This is a genomic window from Orrella dioscoreae (assembly GCF_900089455.2).
Classification (GTDB): domain Bacteria; phylum Pseudomonadota; class Gammaproteobacteria; order Burkholderiales; family Burkholderiaceae_B; genus Orrella; species Orrella dioscoreae.
The window spans coordinates 1,914,280-1,930,957 of the sequence record NZ_LT907988.1 but is presented as its reverse complement, the minus strand read 5'-3'; the positions used below and the strand labels follow the sequence as shown (position 1 = coordinate 1,930,957).

Annotated in this window: 8 protein-coding genes; 2 read left to right on the top strand and 6 right to left on the bottom strand. The window is 68.3% G+C overall.

Annotated elements, in window-relative coordinates; all coding sequences use genetic code 11:
* Positions 1–54 precede the first annotated feature (54 nt).
* From ODI_RS08975 to clpS, 6 genes are all read right to left on the bottom strand, one after another.
* Entirely contained in the window at positions 55–1,206 is a 1,152-nt protein-coding gene (locus tag ODI_RS08975) for a branched-chain amino acid ABC transporter substrate-binding protein (RefSeq protein ID WP_067752839.1), read from the bottom strand.
* Positions 1,207–1,371: 165 nt separating this feature from the next.
* Entirely contained in the window at positions 1,372–5,187 is a 3,816-nt protein-coding gene (gene putA / locus ODI_RS08970) for a trifunctional transcriptional regulator/proline dehydrogenase/L-glutamate gamma-semialdehyde dehydrogenase (protein WP_067752836.1), read from the bottom strand.
* 199 nt (positions 5,188–5,386) lie between these two features.
* Positions 5,387–7,699, bottom strand: coding sequence for an ATP-dependent Clp protease ATP-binding subunit ClpA (gene clpA / locus ODI_RS08965; protein ID WP_067752984.1), 2,313 nt, complete (start codon positions 7,697–7,699; stop codon positions 5,387–5,389).
* A gap of 60 nt (positions 7,700–7,759) precedes the next feature.
* Complete coding sequence (pbpC, locus tag ODI_RS08960) at positions 7,760–9,880, bottom strand: penicillin-binding protein 1C (protein ID WP_082985277.1); 2,121 nt, start codon at positions 9,878–9,880, stop codon at positions 7,760–7,762.
* 59 nt (positions 9,881–9,939) lie between these two features.
* Positions 9,940–15,135 carry an alpha-2-macroglobulin family protein gene (locus tag ODI_RS08955; protein ID WP_231968222.1) on the bottom strand — a complete coding sequence of 1,732 codons (5,196 nt, stop codon included), beginning with the start codon at positions 15,133–15,135 and terminating at the stop codon, positions 9,940–9,942.
* Between the two features lie 156 nt (positions 15,136–15,291).
* Positions 15,292–15,612: an ATP-dependent Clp protease adapter ClpS gene (gene clpS, locus ODI_RS08950; protein ID WP_067752833.1), complete on the bottom strand. Its 321-nt coding sequence runs from the start codon at positions 15,610–15,612 to the stop codon at positions 15,292–15,294.
* Positions 15,613–15,887: 275 nt separating this feature from the next.
* On the opposite strand from clpS, the gene ODI_RS08945 reads away from it, so the two are divergent.
* Both ODI_RS08945 and ODI_RS08940 read left to right on the top strand, forming a co-directional pair.
* The gene (locus ODI_RS08945; protein ID WP_067752830.1) at positions 15,888–16,133 is read left to right on the top strand and encodes a cold-shock protein; all 246 of its coding nucleotides are present in this window, start codon (positions 15,888–15,890) and stop codon (positions 16,131–16,133) included.
* A 70-nt stretch (positions 16,134–16,203) separates the two neighbouring features.
* The gene (locus tag ODI_RS08940) at positions 16,204–16,674 is read left to right on the top strand and encodes a DUF192 domain-containing protein (protein WP_067752827.1); all 471 of its coding nucleotides are present in this window, start codon (positions 16,204–16,206) and stop codon (positions 16,672–16,674) included.
* Positions 16,675–16,678 lie beyond the last annotated feature (4 nt).

Below are 16,678 nucleotides of genomic sequence, written 5' to 3'. Positions count from 1 at the left end.
GGGACGCCGTGGCGCCACCCGGCCGACTCACTCGGGAAGATTGCGTGGCAGGCCTCAGTTGGCCTGGCTGACCATCGTTTCGACCATTTCCCACTTGCCGCCCTTGACCTGGTAGATCGTGACGGAGATTTCCTTCAGATCGCCACGGGCGTCGTAGGCGATGTGCTCGCTGGTCGCGCCCTTGCGGCTCAGCTTGGCCAGCTCGGGCAGGTACTTGGCGGGATCGGCCGACTTGGCGTTCTGGATCGCGGTGATCATGTTCCAGGCGCCATCGTAGGCGTAGGGCGCGTACACGCCAGGCGCCTTCTTGAAGCGGGCCTGGTAGGCCGCCTCGAAGTCCTTGCCCGCAGCCATCTGCGCCAGCGGCACGCCGGCCAGCGACGCATAGGTGCCGTCGGCGGCATCGCCAGCCAGCTTGATGAAGGTGTCGCTGCGGGTCATTTCACCCGAAACCAGCGGCGCCTTGATGCCCAGCGTGACGATCTGGCGCTTCATCGGACCCGATTGCGCATCCAGGCCACCGAAGAAGATGGCGTCCGGCGCGGCGGCGCGGATGTTGGTCAGGATCGAGGTGAAGTCGTTGGCCTTGTCGGTCGTGTACTCGCGGCGCACGATCTGGCCGCCGGCGGCCTTCACGGCCTTCTCGACCTCGTCGGCCAGGCCCTGGCCGTAGGCGGTGCGGTCGTCGATCAGCGCGACCTTCCTGGCGCCCAGCTTCTCGACGATGAACTTCCCGACAGCCGACCCCTGCTGGGTGTCGCTGGTCATCATGCGGAAGGTCGTGTCGTATTTTTGCAGGGTGTATTCCGGCGAGGTCGCCATGGCGATCTGCGGCAGGGCTGCGTCGTTGTAGACGCGCGAGGCCGGGATCGTGGTGCCCGAGTTGAAGTGGCCGAGGATGCCGTTGACGTCTTCGTCGACGAGCTGCTGCGCGACCTGCACGGCCACGCGCGGGTCGGCCTGGTCGTCCTTCGACACCAGCACGAACGTCGCCTTGCCGCCGTCGATCTCGATGCCCTTCTTGTTGGCCTCTTCCAGCGCCAGCGTCAGGCCGTTCTGCATGTCTTCACCGTAGTGCGACTGCGGACCGGTCAGCGGCGCGGCGAAGCCGAAGCGCACATCTTTGGCATACGCCGAAGCGCCTGCCAGGCCAAGGGTCGCGACGCAGGCCGCGACGATGCTTTGCTTGATCTTGTTCGACTTCATGTTTCCCTCCTGGATTTGTAGAAAAAACTCCGGTCACCTCGGCCGGGCCCGATCTGTTTGATGGCGGGCTGGCCGGTGCGGCGGATTATAGAGATCGAATCAACGGAAAGCCCCGCATATCCACACGAGGCTTCCGGCCTGGCACCACAACAACGGAAACTGCGATCAACCGATGGTCATGAGGCTGGCGTTGCCGCCCGCCGCCGCCGTGTTCACGCTGACCGAGCGCTCGGCATACAGGCGCTCGACCGCGTAGCCCGCGCCGCCGGCCAAGGCGGCCGACGTGAGTCCCTGCACCGACACGATGGCGCCGGCGCGCGCCGCCACCCGGCGGTTCAGCGCAAGCAAGGCATCGCCATCGCCTTCGAACAGCACGGCCTGGAAATCGGCCTCGTCGACCTGTGTCTCGGCAACCGTATCGACGCGCGACCTGGCGTCAGCCGGCAGGCTGGCGATCAGGGCGCTTGCGGCATCGCCGTCGACGAAGCGCGCGCGGTTGCCGCTGGCCTGGACCGCGGCCCACTGGGCGCGGGCGCCCGCCTCGGTCGCGGCCACGCACAGCACCGTGCCGCGCGGCACCAGCGACCAGGTATTCAATTCGCCCGTCGGCCCCGGCAGGATCACCGACAGGGCAGGCCCCGCGCCCTTGATCACGGCAGGCAGGCCTTCCGGCTTGCGTGCCAGCAGGCGCAGCAGGTAGAGCGGGCCGCCGGCCTTCGGGCCCGTGCCCGACAGGCCCTCGCCGCCGAAAGGCTGCACACCCACCACGGCACCGATGATGTTGCGGTTCACATAGACGTTGCCCGCATGCACGCGCTGCGTCACCTGGGCGATGGTCTCGTCGATGCGGGTGTGCACGCCGAATGTCAGGCCGTAGCCGGTGCCGTTGATGTCGTCGATCAGGGCGCCCATGCCGGCGCGCGGGAAGCGCACCACGTGCAACACGGGACCGAAGACTTCGCGCTTGAGGGCGGACAGGTCTTTCAGCTCGATCAGGGTGGGCGCGACGAAAGTGCCGTGGCGGCAGCCTTCGGGCAGCGGCAATTGCTCCACCCGCTGGCCCGCGCTGCGCATGCCTTCGATATGGCTGTCGATGATCTGCTTGGCCTCCGCGTCGATCACCGGCCCCACGTCGGCGGACAGGCGGTCCGGGTTGCCCACGGCCAGTTCACGCAGCGCGCCGCGCAGCATGTCCAGCAGGCGGTCGGCGATGTCTTCCTGCAGGCACAGCACGCGCAGGGCCGAGCAGCGCTGGCCGGCCGAGTCGAAGGCCGAGGCCAGCACGTCGAAGACGACCTGCTCGGCCAGCGCCGAGGAGTCGACCACCATGGCGTTCTGGCCACCGGTTTCGGCGATCAGCGGGATCGGCTGGCCGGCATCGTCCAGGCGTTCGGCCAGCGTGCGGGCGATGAGCCGCGCCACGTCGGTCGAGCCGGTGAACATGACGCCGCGCACGCGGGCGTCCGAGGTCAGCGTGGCGCCCACGGTCTCGCCGCGGCCCGGCAGCAATTGCACCGCGCCGCGCGGCACGCCGGCGCCGTGCAGGATGGCCACGGCCTGGGCCGCGATGAGCGGGGTCTGCTCGGCGGGCTTGGCCAGCACGGTGTTGCCGGCAGCCAGCGCGGCGGCAACCTGCCCCACGAAGATCGCCAGCGGGAAGTTCCAGGGGCTGATGCAAACCACCGGCCCCAGCGGGCGATGCGTATCGTTGGAGAAATCGCGCTCGATCTGCAGGGCGTAATAGCGCAGGAAGTCGACGGCTTCGCGCACTTCGGCGATGGCGTTGGGCAGGGACTTGCCGGCCTCGCGCACGATCAGGCCGAGCAGCGGCTGCATCTGGTCTTCCAGGCCTTGCGCCGCGCGGCGCAGGCATTGGGCACGCTCGGACACGGGCGTGGCCTGCCAGATGGGCGCGGCACGCGTGGCGGCATGCAGCGCGGCTTCCACGTCGGCCGCATCGGCTTCCACCACCTGCCCCACCACGTCGCGGTGGTCGGCGGGATTGCGCACCGGCAGGTGGCGCTCGGCCGGATAGGTCTGGCTGTCCTGGTCCAGCAGCGGCAAGGCTTGCCAGGTCGTGGCGGCGCTGGCCAGCAGCGCGGCCGACAGCGAGGCCAGGCGGTGTTCGTTCGACAGGTCCAGGCCCTGCGAGTTGGCGCGTTTCTCGCCCGCGGCTTCATAGAGCTCGCGCGGCAGCGGGATCTTGTCGTGCGGCGCGCCCAGCGGCTGGATGCGCGAGGCGACCTCCACCGGATCGGCCACCAGGTCCTCGACCTTCACGTCCTGGTCGCCGATCAGGTTCACGAACGAGGTGTTGGCGCCGTTCTCCAGCAGGCGGCGCACCAGGTAGGCCAGCAGCGTTTCATGCGTGCCGACCGGCGCGTAGACGCGGCAGGGACGGTTCAGCCTGCCTTGCGCGAGCGCGCCGGTGACTTCCTCGTACAGCGGCTCGCCCATGCCGTGCAGGCACTGGAACTCGTACTGGCCGGGGTAGTAGTTCTGGCCGGCCATGTGATAGATGGCCGACAGCGTCTGCGCATTGTGCGTGGCGAACTGCGGGAAGATGGCTTCCGGCGCGGCCAGCAGCTTGCGCGCGCAGGCCAGGTAGGACACGTCGGTGTAGACCTTGCGGGTATAGACCGGATAGCCCTCGAGGCCGTCGAGCTGGGCGCGCTTGATCTCGCTGTCCCAGTAGGCGCCCTTCACCAGGCGCACCATGATGCGGTGGCGCGTGCGGCGGGCCAGGTCGATGACGAAATCGATGACGTAGGGCGCGCGCTTCTGGTAGGCCTGGATCACGAAACCGATGCCGTTCCAGCCTTCCAGCTGCGTGTCGGCGCACAGCGCTTCCAGCAGGTCCAGCGAGATTTCCAGGCGGTCGGCTTCCTCGGCATCGATGTTCAGGCCGATGTCGTAGCGGCGCGCCAGCAACGCCAGCTCGGTCACGCGCGGCAGCAGCTCGGCCATGACGCGGTCCTGCTGCGAACGTGAATAGCGCGGATGCAGGGCCGAGAGCTTGATGGAGATGCCCGGGCCTTCATAGATGCCGCGGCCGTTGGAGGCCTTGCCGATGGCATGGATGGCCTGCACGTAGGCGTCGTGATAGCGGTCGGCGTCCTCGGCCGTGGTGGCCGCCTCGCCCAGCATGTCGTAGGAATAGCGGAAGCCCTTGGCTTCGAACTTGCGGCTGTTGGCCAGCGCTTCCGAGATGGTCTCGCCGGTGACGAACTGCTCGCCCATCATGCGCATGGCCATGTCCACGCCCTTGCGGATGAGCGGCTCGCCGCCCTTGCCGATGATGCGGGTCAGCGCGCGCGACAGCGATTGCTCGCTGCTGGTGGAGACCAGCTTGCCCGTCAGCACCAGGCCCCAGGCCGCGGCATTGACGAACATCGAGGGCGACTGGCCGACGTGGGCATGCCAGTCGCCGCGGCTGATCTTGTCGCGGATCAGCGCGTCGCGCGTGGCGCGGTCGGGAATGCGCAGCAGCGCTTCGGCCAGGCACATCAGCGCCACGCCTTCCTGGCTGGACAGCGAGAATTCCTGGATCAGCCCTTCCACGCCGCCGCCGTGGCGCTTGGCGCGCAGGGCCTGCACCAGCTTGATGGCGGTGGCCTGCGCGCGCTCGGACTGGGCGGCGCGCGCCTGGCCGATCATGAGCGGCACGCACTCCTGTTCAGGACGGCGATAGGCCGAGGTGATGGCGGCCCGCAGCACCGATTGCGTGGCCACGCCCTGGGCGAATTCGATGAAGGGTTGGGGTTGCACGTCTTGCGCGGCGTCGGCGTCTTCGGGTTGCGCCTCGCCATTCGACAGGTGGGAGAGCTCGGCCGGCAAGCGCCCGGATTCGATTTGATCGAGATACGAGAGCACCGCCTGCTTGATGAACCAGTGCGGGGTACGCCCCACCTGTTCAGCCGCCGTGCGCAAGCGCGCACGCAGTGCTTCGTCTACCTTGATTCCGAGCGTGGTGGTGGCCATGTCGCCTTCTGTTGTCCGTGAAAAACCCCAAATCGGGATGGCGGGATTATTCGCCAGTCGCCCTTCGAATTTAATAAGGGTTTACCCTTTAGGTTGCACTTTTTCGATGTTGCGGTGCAACCTGACACGGCAATAAAAAACGCGTGCACCGGCTTGGACCTGTACACGCGTTTTCGGCGGTGGCGACCCGGGCGCGGGGCTACTCCACCAGTTCGACCTCGGGCTTGCTGGCCTTGTCCACCTTCGAGGGTTTGGCGGGCGTGTCGCCGTAGCTCAGTTGCACCGCCTCGCTCTCGTCGATGTCGACCGTGACCGTGCCGCCATCGACCAGCTTGCCGAACAGCAACTCGTCGGCCAGCGCCCGGCGAATGGTGTCCTGGATGAGGCGTTGCATGGGACGCGCCCCCATCAGCGGGTCGAAGCCCTTCTTGCCCAGGTAGTCGCGCAGCGCTTCGGTGAACGTGATCTCGACGCGCTTCTCGTGGAGCTGGTCTTCCAGCTGCATCAGGAACTTGTCGACCACGCGCAGGATGACCTCGCGGCTGAGCGGCGCGAACGAGATGATGGCGTCCAGGCGGTTGCGGAACTCGGGCGTGAACATGCGCCGGATCTCGGCCATTTCATCGCCCGTGGCACGCGAATTGGCGAAGCCGATGGACGGCTTGCCCAACGCTTCCGCGCCCGCATTGGTCGTCATGATCAGGATGACGTTGCGCATGTCGGTCTTGCGGCCGTTGTTGTCGGTCAACGTGCCGTGGTCCATGACCTGCAGCAGGATGTTGAAGACATCGGGATGCGCCTTCTCGATTTCATCGAGCAGCAGCACGCAATGCGGCTGCTTGGCGACGGCCTCGGTCAGCAGGCCGCCCTGGTCGAAGCCGACGTAGCCAGGAGGCGCGCCGATGAGGCGCGACACCGCGTGGCGCTCCATGTATTCGGACATGTCGAAGCGCAGCAACTCGACGCCCAGCGTGAAGGCCAATTGGCGGGCGACTTCGGTCTTGCCCACGCCCGTCGGGCCGGAGAAGAGGAAGGAGCCGATGGGGCGTTCGGGCTTGCCCAGGCCGGACCGGGCCATCTTGATGGCCGAGGCCAGCACTTCGATGGCGGGTTCCTGCCCGAACACGACGGTCTTGAGGTCGCGTTCCAGCGTGGCCAGGCGATTGCGGTCATCGGTGGACACCGACTGCGGCGGAATGCGCGCGATCTTGGCCACGATGCTTTCGATCTCGCCCTTGCCGATGACCTTCTTCTGGCGCGAGCGCGGCAGCAGGCGCTGCGCGGCCCCGGCCTCGTCGATGACGTCGATGGCCTTGTCCGGCAGATGGCGGTCGGTGATGTGGCGCGCCGACAGTTCGGCCGCCGCGGTCAGCGCGGCGGCCGAGTAGCGCACGCTGTGGTGCGATTCGAAGCGCGCCTTCAGGCCGCGCAGGATCTGCACGGTCTGCTCGACGCTGGGCTCGGGCACGTCGATCTTCTGGAAACGGCGCGACAGCGCCGAGTCTTTCTCGAAGACGCCGCGGTATTCGGTGTAGGTGGTGGCGCCGATGCACTTCAACTGCCCCGACGACAGCGCCGGCTTGAGCAGGTTGGAGGCATCCAGCGTGCCGCCCGAGGCCGAGCCCGCGCCGATCAGCGTGTGGATCTCGTCGATGAACAGCACCGCGTTGGGATTGGCGCGCAGCTGCTTCAGCACCGCCTTCAGGCGTTGCTCGAAGTCGCCGCGATACTTGGTGCCGGCGAGCAGCGCGCCGATGTCCAGCGCGTAGACCTGGGCCTGCGCCAGGATTTCCGGCACGTCGCCGCGCGTGATGCGCCATGCCAGGCCCTCGGCGATGGCAGTCTTGCCCACGCCGGCCTCGCCGACCAGCAGGGGGTTGTTCTTGCGGCGGCGGCACAGCACCTGGATGACGCGCTCGACTTCCTGCTCGCGGCCGATCAGCGGATCGATGCGGCCAGCCAGGGCGGCCGCGTTGAGGTCCTGCGCGTATTGGTCGAGCGCCGACTGGCGCGACTCGGCATTTTCCTCGGCGGGCGGCGGTTCCTTGGCCGGGCTGCTGGACTCGACCTGGGTCTGCTTGGTGATGCCGTGCGACAGGAAATTGACCACATCGAGGCGCGTCACGCCCTGCTGTTGCAGGTAATAGACGGCGTGGGAATCCTTCTCGCCGAAGATGGCGACAAGCACGTTCGCGCCGGTGACCGGCTTCTTGCTGGCGCCGCCGGACGACACGTGCATGATGGCGCGCTGGATCACGCGCTGGAAACCCAGCGTGGGCTGCGTGTCCACTTCGGCGCCGCTCGGGATGACGGGCGTGTTCTCGGTGATGAACTGGCGCAGGTTGCGGCGCAGTTCGTCCATGTTGGCCGCGCAGGCGCGAAGCACTTCCACCGCAGACGCGTTGTCCAGCAGTGACAGCAGCAGGTGCTCCACGGTAATGAATTCATGCCGGGCCGAACGGGCCTCGACAAACGCCATGTGCAGGCTGACTTCAAGCTCTTGAGAAATCACGCTTCCTCCGTCTTCCAATCGAAGCGGACCAGTAAATCCACGCTTCCTATTCTATGCCGTTCACGGCACAACACCAGCGATTTGGAATGTCGCGCTGTCGTGGCGCCCCTGCGCGTCCATGACGGTGGCGACATACGTGCCATTACGCGACAGTACCAGGGTCTGGACCGCTGCCTCGGCGCCTTTGCGCGCATCGCTGCGTGCCACGATTCGACCATCGAGCAGCCACCAGAGTTCTCCCCGGGTGCCTTCCGCGCCCAATGCCAGCCGAACCTCGCGCTGGCCTGGTGGTGGCCGCAATACTGCATGTGGGGCCACCCCGGTCAGACGCAAGGGCCCGTCGGCGGGTTCGGCGTAGGCCGGGAACGTGGGCGGCACGGTTTCATTCAGCGACCAGGCCGCGCGCCGTTGCGGACAGACGCCGTCCGGCGCCCGTTCGGGCGTGACGCCCAGTGGCCAGCACGTCGTGACGGGCTGCACCGTTACAGGGCGGACACGCCAGGCCATGCCGGTGCCTGCGGGGCCTCGCGGCAATGCCGCCGCCAGGTCCTGCAGCAATGGCGCCGCCACGTTCGCGCCAAAAAAACCCGGATTGGGCGTGCCGTCGGGCCGCCCGACCCAGACGCCCAGCGTCCAGTCGTCGGTCACACCCAGCGCCCAGGCATCGCGGAACCCGAAACTCGTGCCCGTTTTCCATGCCAGCATGGCGCCCGACTGCTGGAACGGCCGGTCGGGATGGCCGCCCCCTTCCAGGATGTCGCGGATGATCCAGGCAGCGCCCTGGCTCATGATACGCGACTCCCTGAACGGCTGCCCTTCCTCCAGCCGCGGCCGGCCCGCCAGCCCGCCGCGCGCCAGCGCCCGATAGGCGCCTGCCAGCTCTTCCAGCGTGGTGCCGCCGCCGCCCAGGATCAGGCTGAGATTGGGCACGGCGCCCGCGGGCATGCGCAGGCGCACCCCGCCCGCCTGCATGGCCGAGGCGAAACGGGCCGGCCCCACCCGGTCCAGCAGGTCGACGGCGGGCACGTTCAAGGAACGTTGCAAGGCCTGCGCCATGCTCACCGGTCCGGAAAACGCGGCCTGGAAATTACCCGGAGCATACCCGCCAAAAGACAGCGGGTCGTCGCGCAGCAGGCTTTCGGAATGCACCAGGCCGTCATCCAGCGCGAAGCCATACAGGAACGGCTTGAGCGTGGAGCCGGGCGAGCGCACGGCCTGCACCATGTCCACGTGGGCATAGCGGGAATCATCGCCAAAGTCCGCCGAGCCCGCATAGGCCCGCAGCGCCAGCGTGTCGTTGTCCATGACGATCACGGCCGCCGAGACACGCGGCGGCAGCAGATCGATGCGATCGAGCAGCATGCCTTCGACCGTGGCCTGCATCTCGGCATCCAGTGTCGAGGCCAGCACCTCCTGCCCTGCGGGCGCGCGCCGGCGCAGGCGCTCGGCCGCGAGCGGCGCCAGCCAGCGCGCGCGCAAGGGCGGCGCCACGACGTTCTCGAGCCGCGCATCGGCCACCCGCGCCTCGGTCCAGCCGCTGGTCTGCACCATGCGGGCCAGCACCTTGTCGCGCGCGGCCTGCGCGGCCTCGGGATGGCGGTCGGGACGCAGGCGGGACGGCGCCTGCGGCAGGGCCACCAGCAGCGCGGCCTCGGCATCGGTCAGGCGCGCGGCGGGTTTGCCCAGCCACAGGCGCGCGCCCATTTCGACGCCTTCGACGATGCCCCCCATGGGCGCCCGGCTCAGGTACAGGGAAAGGATCTCGTCCTTGCCGTAATGCAGTTCCAGCTGCAACGCGCGCAAGGCCTGGCGCAGCTTGGCGGACAGCCGCCGCGAATCGGCGCCCGCCAGCGCGGGGTCGATCAACCGCGCCACCTGCATCGTCAAGGTCGAGCCGCCCGAGACGATGCGGCCGTTCCACAGCCATTGCCAGGCGGCGCGCGCCAATGCGACAGGGTTGATCCCGGGATGCCAGCGGAACCAGCGGTCCTCGTAATCGAGCAGGATCTGCAGATAGCGCGGCGAGACATCCTTGGCGGTCACGGGATAGCGCCAGACGCCGTCGGCGCTGGGCCAGTTGCGCAAGGGCTCGCCGTGCCGGTCGGTGACCACCAGGCCGCCCTGCGCGCGCGGATCGGGCAAGGGAAAGGCGCGGTCCAGCAGGATGATGCCCAGCACCATCAGCAGCAGGACGAGCAGGCCGCGCCGCGCGGCCTGCCGCCAGCTTGCGGCGGAACCGTTCACCCGCCCGACTTCGAGGCAGGCTGCCGGTCGCGCACTTCCACGGTGCCCCAGCTCGCGCCCACGCCGCGCAGTTCGGGCCGGTACATGTCCTCGGCCTCGACGGCGGGCACCGTGTAGCGGCCGGGCGACACCACGCGCACCATGTAGAAGATATCCAGCGTCTGGCTGTTCAGCTCGGCGGCGACCACGAAGCGATCATCGCGGTATTCGGTGTGCTTCACGCGCGAATCCGACAGCGCAGCCTGCACGCGCTTGCCGCCCAGGGTCCAGTCCTGCATCTGCGGCCCCTGCACCAGGTTGATGTTCTCGACCTCCAGGCCTGCCGGCACGCGGTCCACCACCAGCCCGTCGGCGATGCGCTGGCGCGCCGTGGCCTGCAGGCGCACCACCATGACGTCGCCCGTGCGCAAGGCATTGCCATCCCACACGCGGCCATCGGTGTGATACCAGGTCTTGCGCAGGGAGATCGGGTCGTGGCGCTCTGCGGGCGGCGCCATGGGATAACCCTGCAGGTCGATTTCGGCGAAGAGCGCCTCCTTGCCGGTGTTGCGCAGCGTCAGGCCGCTTTCCAGCACGGCGGCACCCACCGACAGCACCCGGTCGTCGGTGCCCGTTTCCGTGCGCGGCGTGGCGCCAGGCACGCTCAGCTCCGCCGACCAGGGCTTGCCCGCCCCACCGCCGGCCGCGCGCGCGGCCAGCAGCAGCGAGACCTGTTCCTGCGTCGACAGATAGCTGCGGCCGCCCAGGCGGCTTGCCGCTTCGGCCAGCAGGTTCTCGCGCTGCGGATGCGCCAGCTTGTGGCGCGCCATCAGCGCATAGGCCATGGCGTAGTCACGCACGGCCGACCCGTAGTCGCCCAGCCAGGTGTAGCCCGTGCCACCGAAACCGTAGGTGCGTTGCATGGCGGCATCGACAGCCTGCCGGGCGCGCCCTTCGTCGCCCGTCAACTGGAAGGCCACGGCCATCTGAATGAGGGGCAGCGGCGAGCGCGCGCGGTCCTGGTAGTCGTCGTACAGCACACGCAGACTGGCAAGCGGCGCCTTGCCTTCGCGCGCCAGCACCAGCGACACCGCGGCCAGTTCAGCAAAACGCTGGTGGCTGTCGCGCAGCAGGTTGAGGTCGCGCGACTCGTAGCGGCCGGTTTCCAAGGCCTGTTGCGTACTTTGCGGCAAGGTGCCGAAGCGGTTGGGCGCCTGGCGCAACTGCGCCATCAGCCAATCGCGCGTGCGCGCCAGGGCGCTGTCGGGCACGCTGAAGCCCTGCTCGCGCGCATCCAGCAGGAAGCTTTGCACATAGGCGCTGGTCCAGAGGTTCTGGCTGCCCTCGCCCCAGGTGGAATAGGCGCCCGACCCGCCGCGCATGCCCGACAGGCGCGCCAGCGCGCCTTCGATCCTGGCGGCGCGGACCTCCTGCGTCTGCGCGGGCAGGCCTGCCAGGCGCGCGGCCTCGTCGTCCAGCACGACGTAGGGCATGGCGGCGCTGACGGTCTGCTCGGTGCAGCCGTAGGGATAGTCCAGCAGGTCCTTGACCAGCTTCGCGACGTTCAAGGGCGGACGCGACGAGACCGTCACGGCCAGCGTGGCCGAATCCATGTGCAGGTCATCGCCGAACGCCACCGGCAAGGCGCGCGACTCGCCCGGGGCGAGGCGCAGGCGCAGCACCTCGCGGCGCGGCGCATAGGCCGGCTGCACGGTCAGTTCGGATTCGCGCGTGATCCGCACGGGCTCGGGGCCGCCACGCGCCTCCAGGTTCAGCGTGATCTTGCCCGCGCCCAGGGAGCCGGTGGTGGTGGCGGTGAAACGCAGCGTGCTGCGCTGGCGCGGCTTGAGCGTGACCGTGCGCGCGCCGTCGGCGATGGCCAGCGGATTGGCGGCCGACAGCGTCACCGACACCTGCTGCGTGGTCTCGGTCATGTTGCTGACATCCAGCGCCACCGCCGCCTGGTCGCCCGGCGTGATGAAGCGCGGCGTCGACAGCTCCGCCACGATGGGCGCGGCCACGACCATCTCGGCATCGGCATGGCCATAGCGTTCATCGGTGAACGCCACCGCCATGAGGCGCAGCGTGCCGTTGAAATCGGGCAGGTCCAGCGGGATCCGCGCGCGGCCCTGCTCGTCCAGCGCGACCACGCCCGAGAAGAGATCCACCAGCTTGACCTTGCGCGGCAGGCTGCGCGTGTCGCCGCGCAGCGCGGCATCGCCGCCCCACTTCAGCCGGCCGCGCGTGCCGTCCATCTTCTCGATCAGCTTGCCGTACATGTCCAGCAGCTCCGGCGCATAGCGATGCTTGCCGAAGAAGAAATCGAAGGGATCGGGCGTCGCGTACTGGTTGATGTTCAGGATGCCCACGTCCACGGCCGACAGCGTGACGTGCGCGGTCTTCGCGCCCTCGCCTTCGACCTGCACCTGGACCATCGCCTGGGTTTCCGGACGCACCTTGGCCGGCGCGTCCAAGGCCACCTTCAGGCCGCGCGCCGTGGTGTCCAGCGGCAGGTGCACCAGGCCGACGGCGCGTGCGGGCGTGACCCGGTCACCCGTGCTGCCAGGCCGGAACACGGTGGCCGAGACATAGAGATCATGGCGGCGCCATTCGTCATTCAGGGGAATGTCGATCTGCGTGCCGTCGGCCTTCGCATCGACCCACTTGCTCCAGAGCAGCGTGTCGCCCTCGACCGTGATCAGCGCGCGGCCATCATGCGGCGGGCGGAACGTCAGGCTGACGGGCACGCCCGGCTTGGCGGGCACGCGCGCCAGCTGCATCTGCACACGGTCGGGCCGGTTGCCGATCTCGTCCGCGTTCTGCGCGTCCCAGCCGGCGTAGAAGCGATAGCGCAGCGTCTGTCCGGTTTCCGGATCCGTGATTTCCAGGCGGTAGCGTCCCCAGCCCACCTGCAGCGAGAACGGCATGCGGATGTGCAGGGGCAATTGCCGCGACTCGACCAGTTCGTCGGTATCGGTGTAGCCGCTGTTCCAGCCGCGGTTGTCGTCGTAGCGCCAGTAGTATTGGCGACGCTCGTGATACAGCCGCATTTGCGCCGCGGCCAGCGGCACGATCTCGCCGCGCGCGTCCACGCGCACGGCCTCGAAGGCCGCGCCGCTGGACTCCCGGGTGACGTCGCGGTCGAACAGCGGGCGCACGGCGATCAGCTTGTCCGCCGGCCAGACGGAACGCTCCAGCGAACGCACGACGGGCCGCCCGCCCGACTCCAGCAGGCTGGCCGACAGGCGCAGGCGCATGGGCGAACGCGCGCCCTCCACGCTGGGGTCGATATCGAGGCTGGCGCCGCCCTGGGCATTGGTCTCCTTCTCGGGCAGTTCTTCGTAGCGCCGCGTGGCATCGTCCGCCACGTCGCCGAAGATGAAGCCCGGCCACTGCGCCGGCAAGGCCACGCGGTCACGCCGCACCTGCAGGCTGGACAGCAGGCGCATGCCGTCGGCGGGCGCGCCGTACAGATAGTCCCCCTGCACCGCCACCGTCCAGTTCTCGCCCGGCGACAACACGCCCTGGCCGCCATCGAGCGCCAGCTTCATGCGCTCGGGCAGGAACTCCTCGACCTGGAACTTCCAGCTGGCGTCCGGCACGCGCGCGGCCGGATCGACGCGCAGTTCCAGCGTCCAACCGCCCGTCGGGGCATCGGCGGGCAGCGCGATCGCCTGCTGCACATAAGCGGCGACCTTTTCATCGCCCTTCCAGGTGCCGGACTGCGACACCTTCCCGTCGGGGCGCTTGATGCTGTAGGACAGCGGCGCAGCCGGCAAGGCGCGGCCATCGGGATCGCGCGGCAGCACCGAGACATGGAAGCGCTCGCCGGGGCGATACAGGTTGCGGCCCGCGTAGACGAAGACGCTGTTGGCACGGGCCGGGTGGCCGCCCACGTCGAACTCGGAGAGATCCAGCGCGGGTTCGCCCAGCGCCAGGACCGTCATTTCCTTGCCGCGCAGCGCGCGCAACACGCGCGCCTTGCTCAAGTCGCCGGTCAGCGTGGCATGGCCCTGGGCATCCGCGCGCGCGCGGGCCAGCACTTTCGCGTTGTCGTCCAGCACCTCGACGTCCACGTCGGCCAGCGGCGCCCCCGAGGACAGCGACACGGCGAAGGCCTCCAGCTGCCCCGCATAGCGGCGCGCGTGCAGGCCGATGTCGCTGACATAGAAATAGGTCACCTGGTAGTCATAGCGGAAGCGGCCGGGCTGCGACATCACGGCCACATAGATGCCCGGTTCCTTCAGCGGGGCGATGGTCTCGACCGGCAGGAAGGTGACGTGTCGGCGGTTCGGCTTGTCGTCGGTCAGGAAGCGGCCCTGGTACACGCTGGTGGTCAGGTTGCGCAGGCGGTCCAGGTCCCATTGATCGACCGACCCCTTCAAGGTCCGGTTCGACGAATAGCGCCAGTTGCCGCCCTCTTCGTCGTAGTCGTCATCGTCGTCCGAACGCGTCGCGCCGATGCCCAGGACGTTGCTGAAGAACTCGGGCACCTTGTCCGGGGCCACGCGCAGGAACTGCACGTCGACCTCGGGCTGGTTCACCGTGGTCACGGGCAGGCCGCCGTTCTGGCCGGCGGGCAGCACCACGCCGCGGCTGGCGAAATAGAAGGAAGGCGGCATCGCCTCGGTATCGACCACGCAGCGCAGGCCTTCCGGCAGGGTCGTTCCGCCCTGGGCGGCCAGCTCGCGGCCCAGGGTGATTTCATAGCGCCGCTCGGGCTGCACGTAGGGGAAATAGATGACGCGGGGGTTCTCGCCCATCGTCCAGCTGCCCTGGACAGGCTGGCCGCCGCGGGCAGGCGCGTCGCTCAGGGCAAACGGCGTGCCAGGCTGGGCACCGCCCTGCTTGGCCTCGTCGGCCCGGCCCGCCTCCGAAGGCGCCTCGCCCGTGTCGATCACGCGCAGATTGCCATCGAGCTTGCGGCGCCCATCCACCGGCTGCGTGAAGGTCACGGCCAGCGCCAGCGAATCATTGAATTCGCGCGCCTGGCAGGTGACGGCATTGAACGGATCGGGATCTCCGATGGTGGAGCCCGGCGCCGACCCCGCGGCGGGCGAAGGCCGGTGCTGCGACACGTTGACGACGACCGGCGCCGCGTCGGGGCTGGCGCCGAGCCGGCCTTTCCCGGCCCACCAGCCCACCGCGCCCGCACCGGCGCACACCACCGCCACAGCGGCAACTAGACCCCAGGAAAAGCGTTTGCTGGCCACCGCGACGACTCCTGCTTCTTATGGATATAGATATCTAGAGGAAAAAACCGGAAAAACAGGCCGTTGCCGGCCGCCGAGCAAACCGGGGCGCCGCGGACCGGCAAGGCGGGTCCGCCAACGCTTCCGGGAAGAGGCGCGAACGCGCCTGGGAAGGATCTAGTCGTCCACCGGCTCCATGATGCACTGCAGGGGATGCTGGCGCGCCTGGGCGTATTGGCCGACCAGGGCAATCCGGGTGGAGGCGATGTCGCGGGGGTAGACACCGCAGATGCCACGCCCTTCATGATGCACTTGCAGCATGACGCGCGTGGCCTGTTCGATATTCTTGCCGAAGAACTTCTGGAGCACCTTCACGACGAACTCCATGGGGGTGTAGTCGTCATTGAGCAGCACCACCTGATACATGGGCGGGGGTGCGGGCGGCGCAAGTTCGGGCTCCACGACAGTGTCGTGCTGAGGGTCGTAGCGTGTACTCATGATTCCGGCATTTTAGGAAAAGCGCGCGTGCTTGTGCGCATCCAAGCGTAAAAACCGGCTTGCGGCCACGGGATATCTCCGCCGCTCGCCCCCGGTTTCCTGCCTGAAAATGCGACGTTCGCATGCGTAATAACCATACTTGACGCACCTGTCAAACGTGCGCATCATCAGTTGCTTCCGGAGGTTCCGCAACGCGGGGGCCCCCTGGAAGCAGATGCTTGCCGGCGGGACCCGGTGGCAAAAACCCATGATGAACAATATGTGAGGCAGTCCGCATGTCTGAAACGACCGCAACCGCCAGCCAAGGGGATACACCCAAATCGACCGGCATCGTAAAGTGGTTCAACGATGCCAAGGGATTCGGATTCATTACTCCCGACGATGGCAGCGAAGACCTTTTCGCGCATTTCTCGTCCATCCAGATGAATGGATTCAAGACCCTGAAGGAAGGACAGAAAGTCGCCTTCGAGATCATCCAGGGGCCCAAGGGCAAACAGGCGCTGAACATCACGGCAGCCTGACCCGCCAGCCCTCGCGGCCCGGTCCGGCGGTCCGGCCCAAAACCGGACCGCCGCGGTGTATAAACACCGCATGACACGCATCCGAACCTTTTTCCGCTCGGACCGGCGCCTGCACGCGCTGCTCGCCTGTGCCGCGCTGCTTCCCGCCTCGGTCTTCGCCGCCTCCGGCGCGCTCCCCTTGCGCGAGCTCACGGCCGGCATGCACCGCATCCACGCAGAAATCGCCGACACCGACGCCAGCCGCACACGCGGCCTGATGCGACGGGAATCGCTGGCGCCCAACCACGGCATGCTGTTCATCTTCCAGGACAGCGACACGCGCTGCTTCTGGATGCGCAACACGCCCCTGCCGCTCACCATCGCCTTCCTCGACGACGCGGGCCGCGTGGTGAACCTGGCCGACATGGCGCCCCATACCGAGACGCCGCACTGCTCGGCCGAACCCGTGCGCTACGCGCTGGAAATGGAGCAGGGCTGGTTCAGCCAGCGCGGCATCCAGGCCGGCGCCCGGCTGCAGGGGCTGCCGGCAGCCGGCCGCTGAGCGG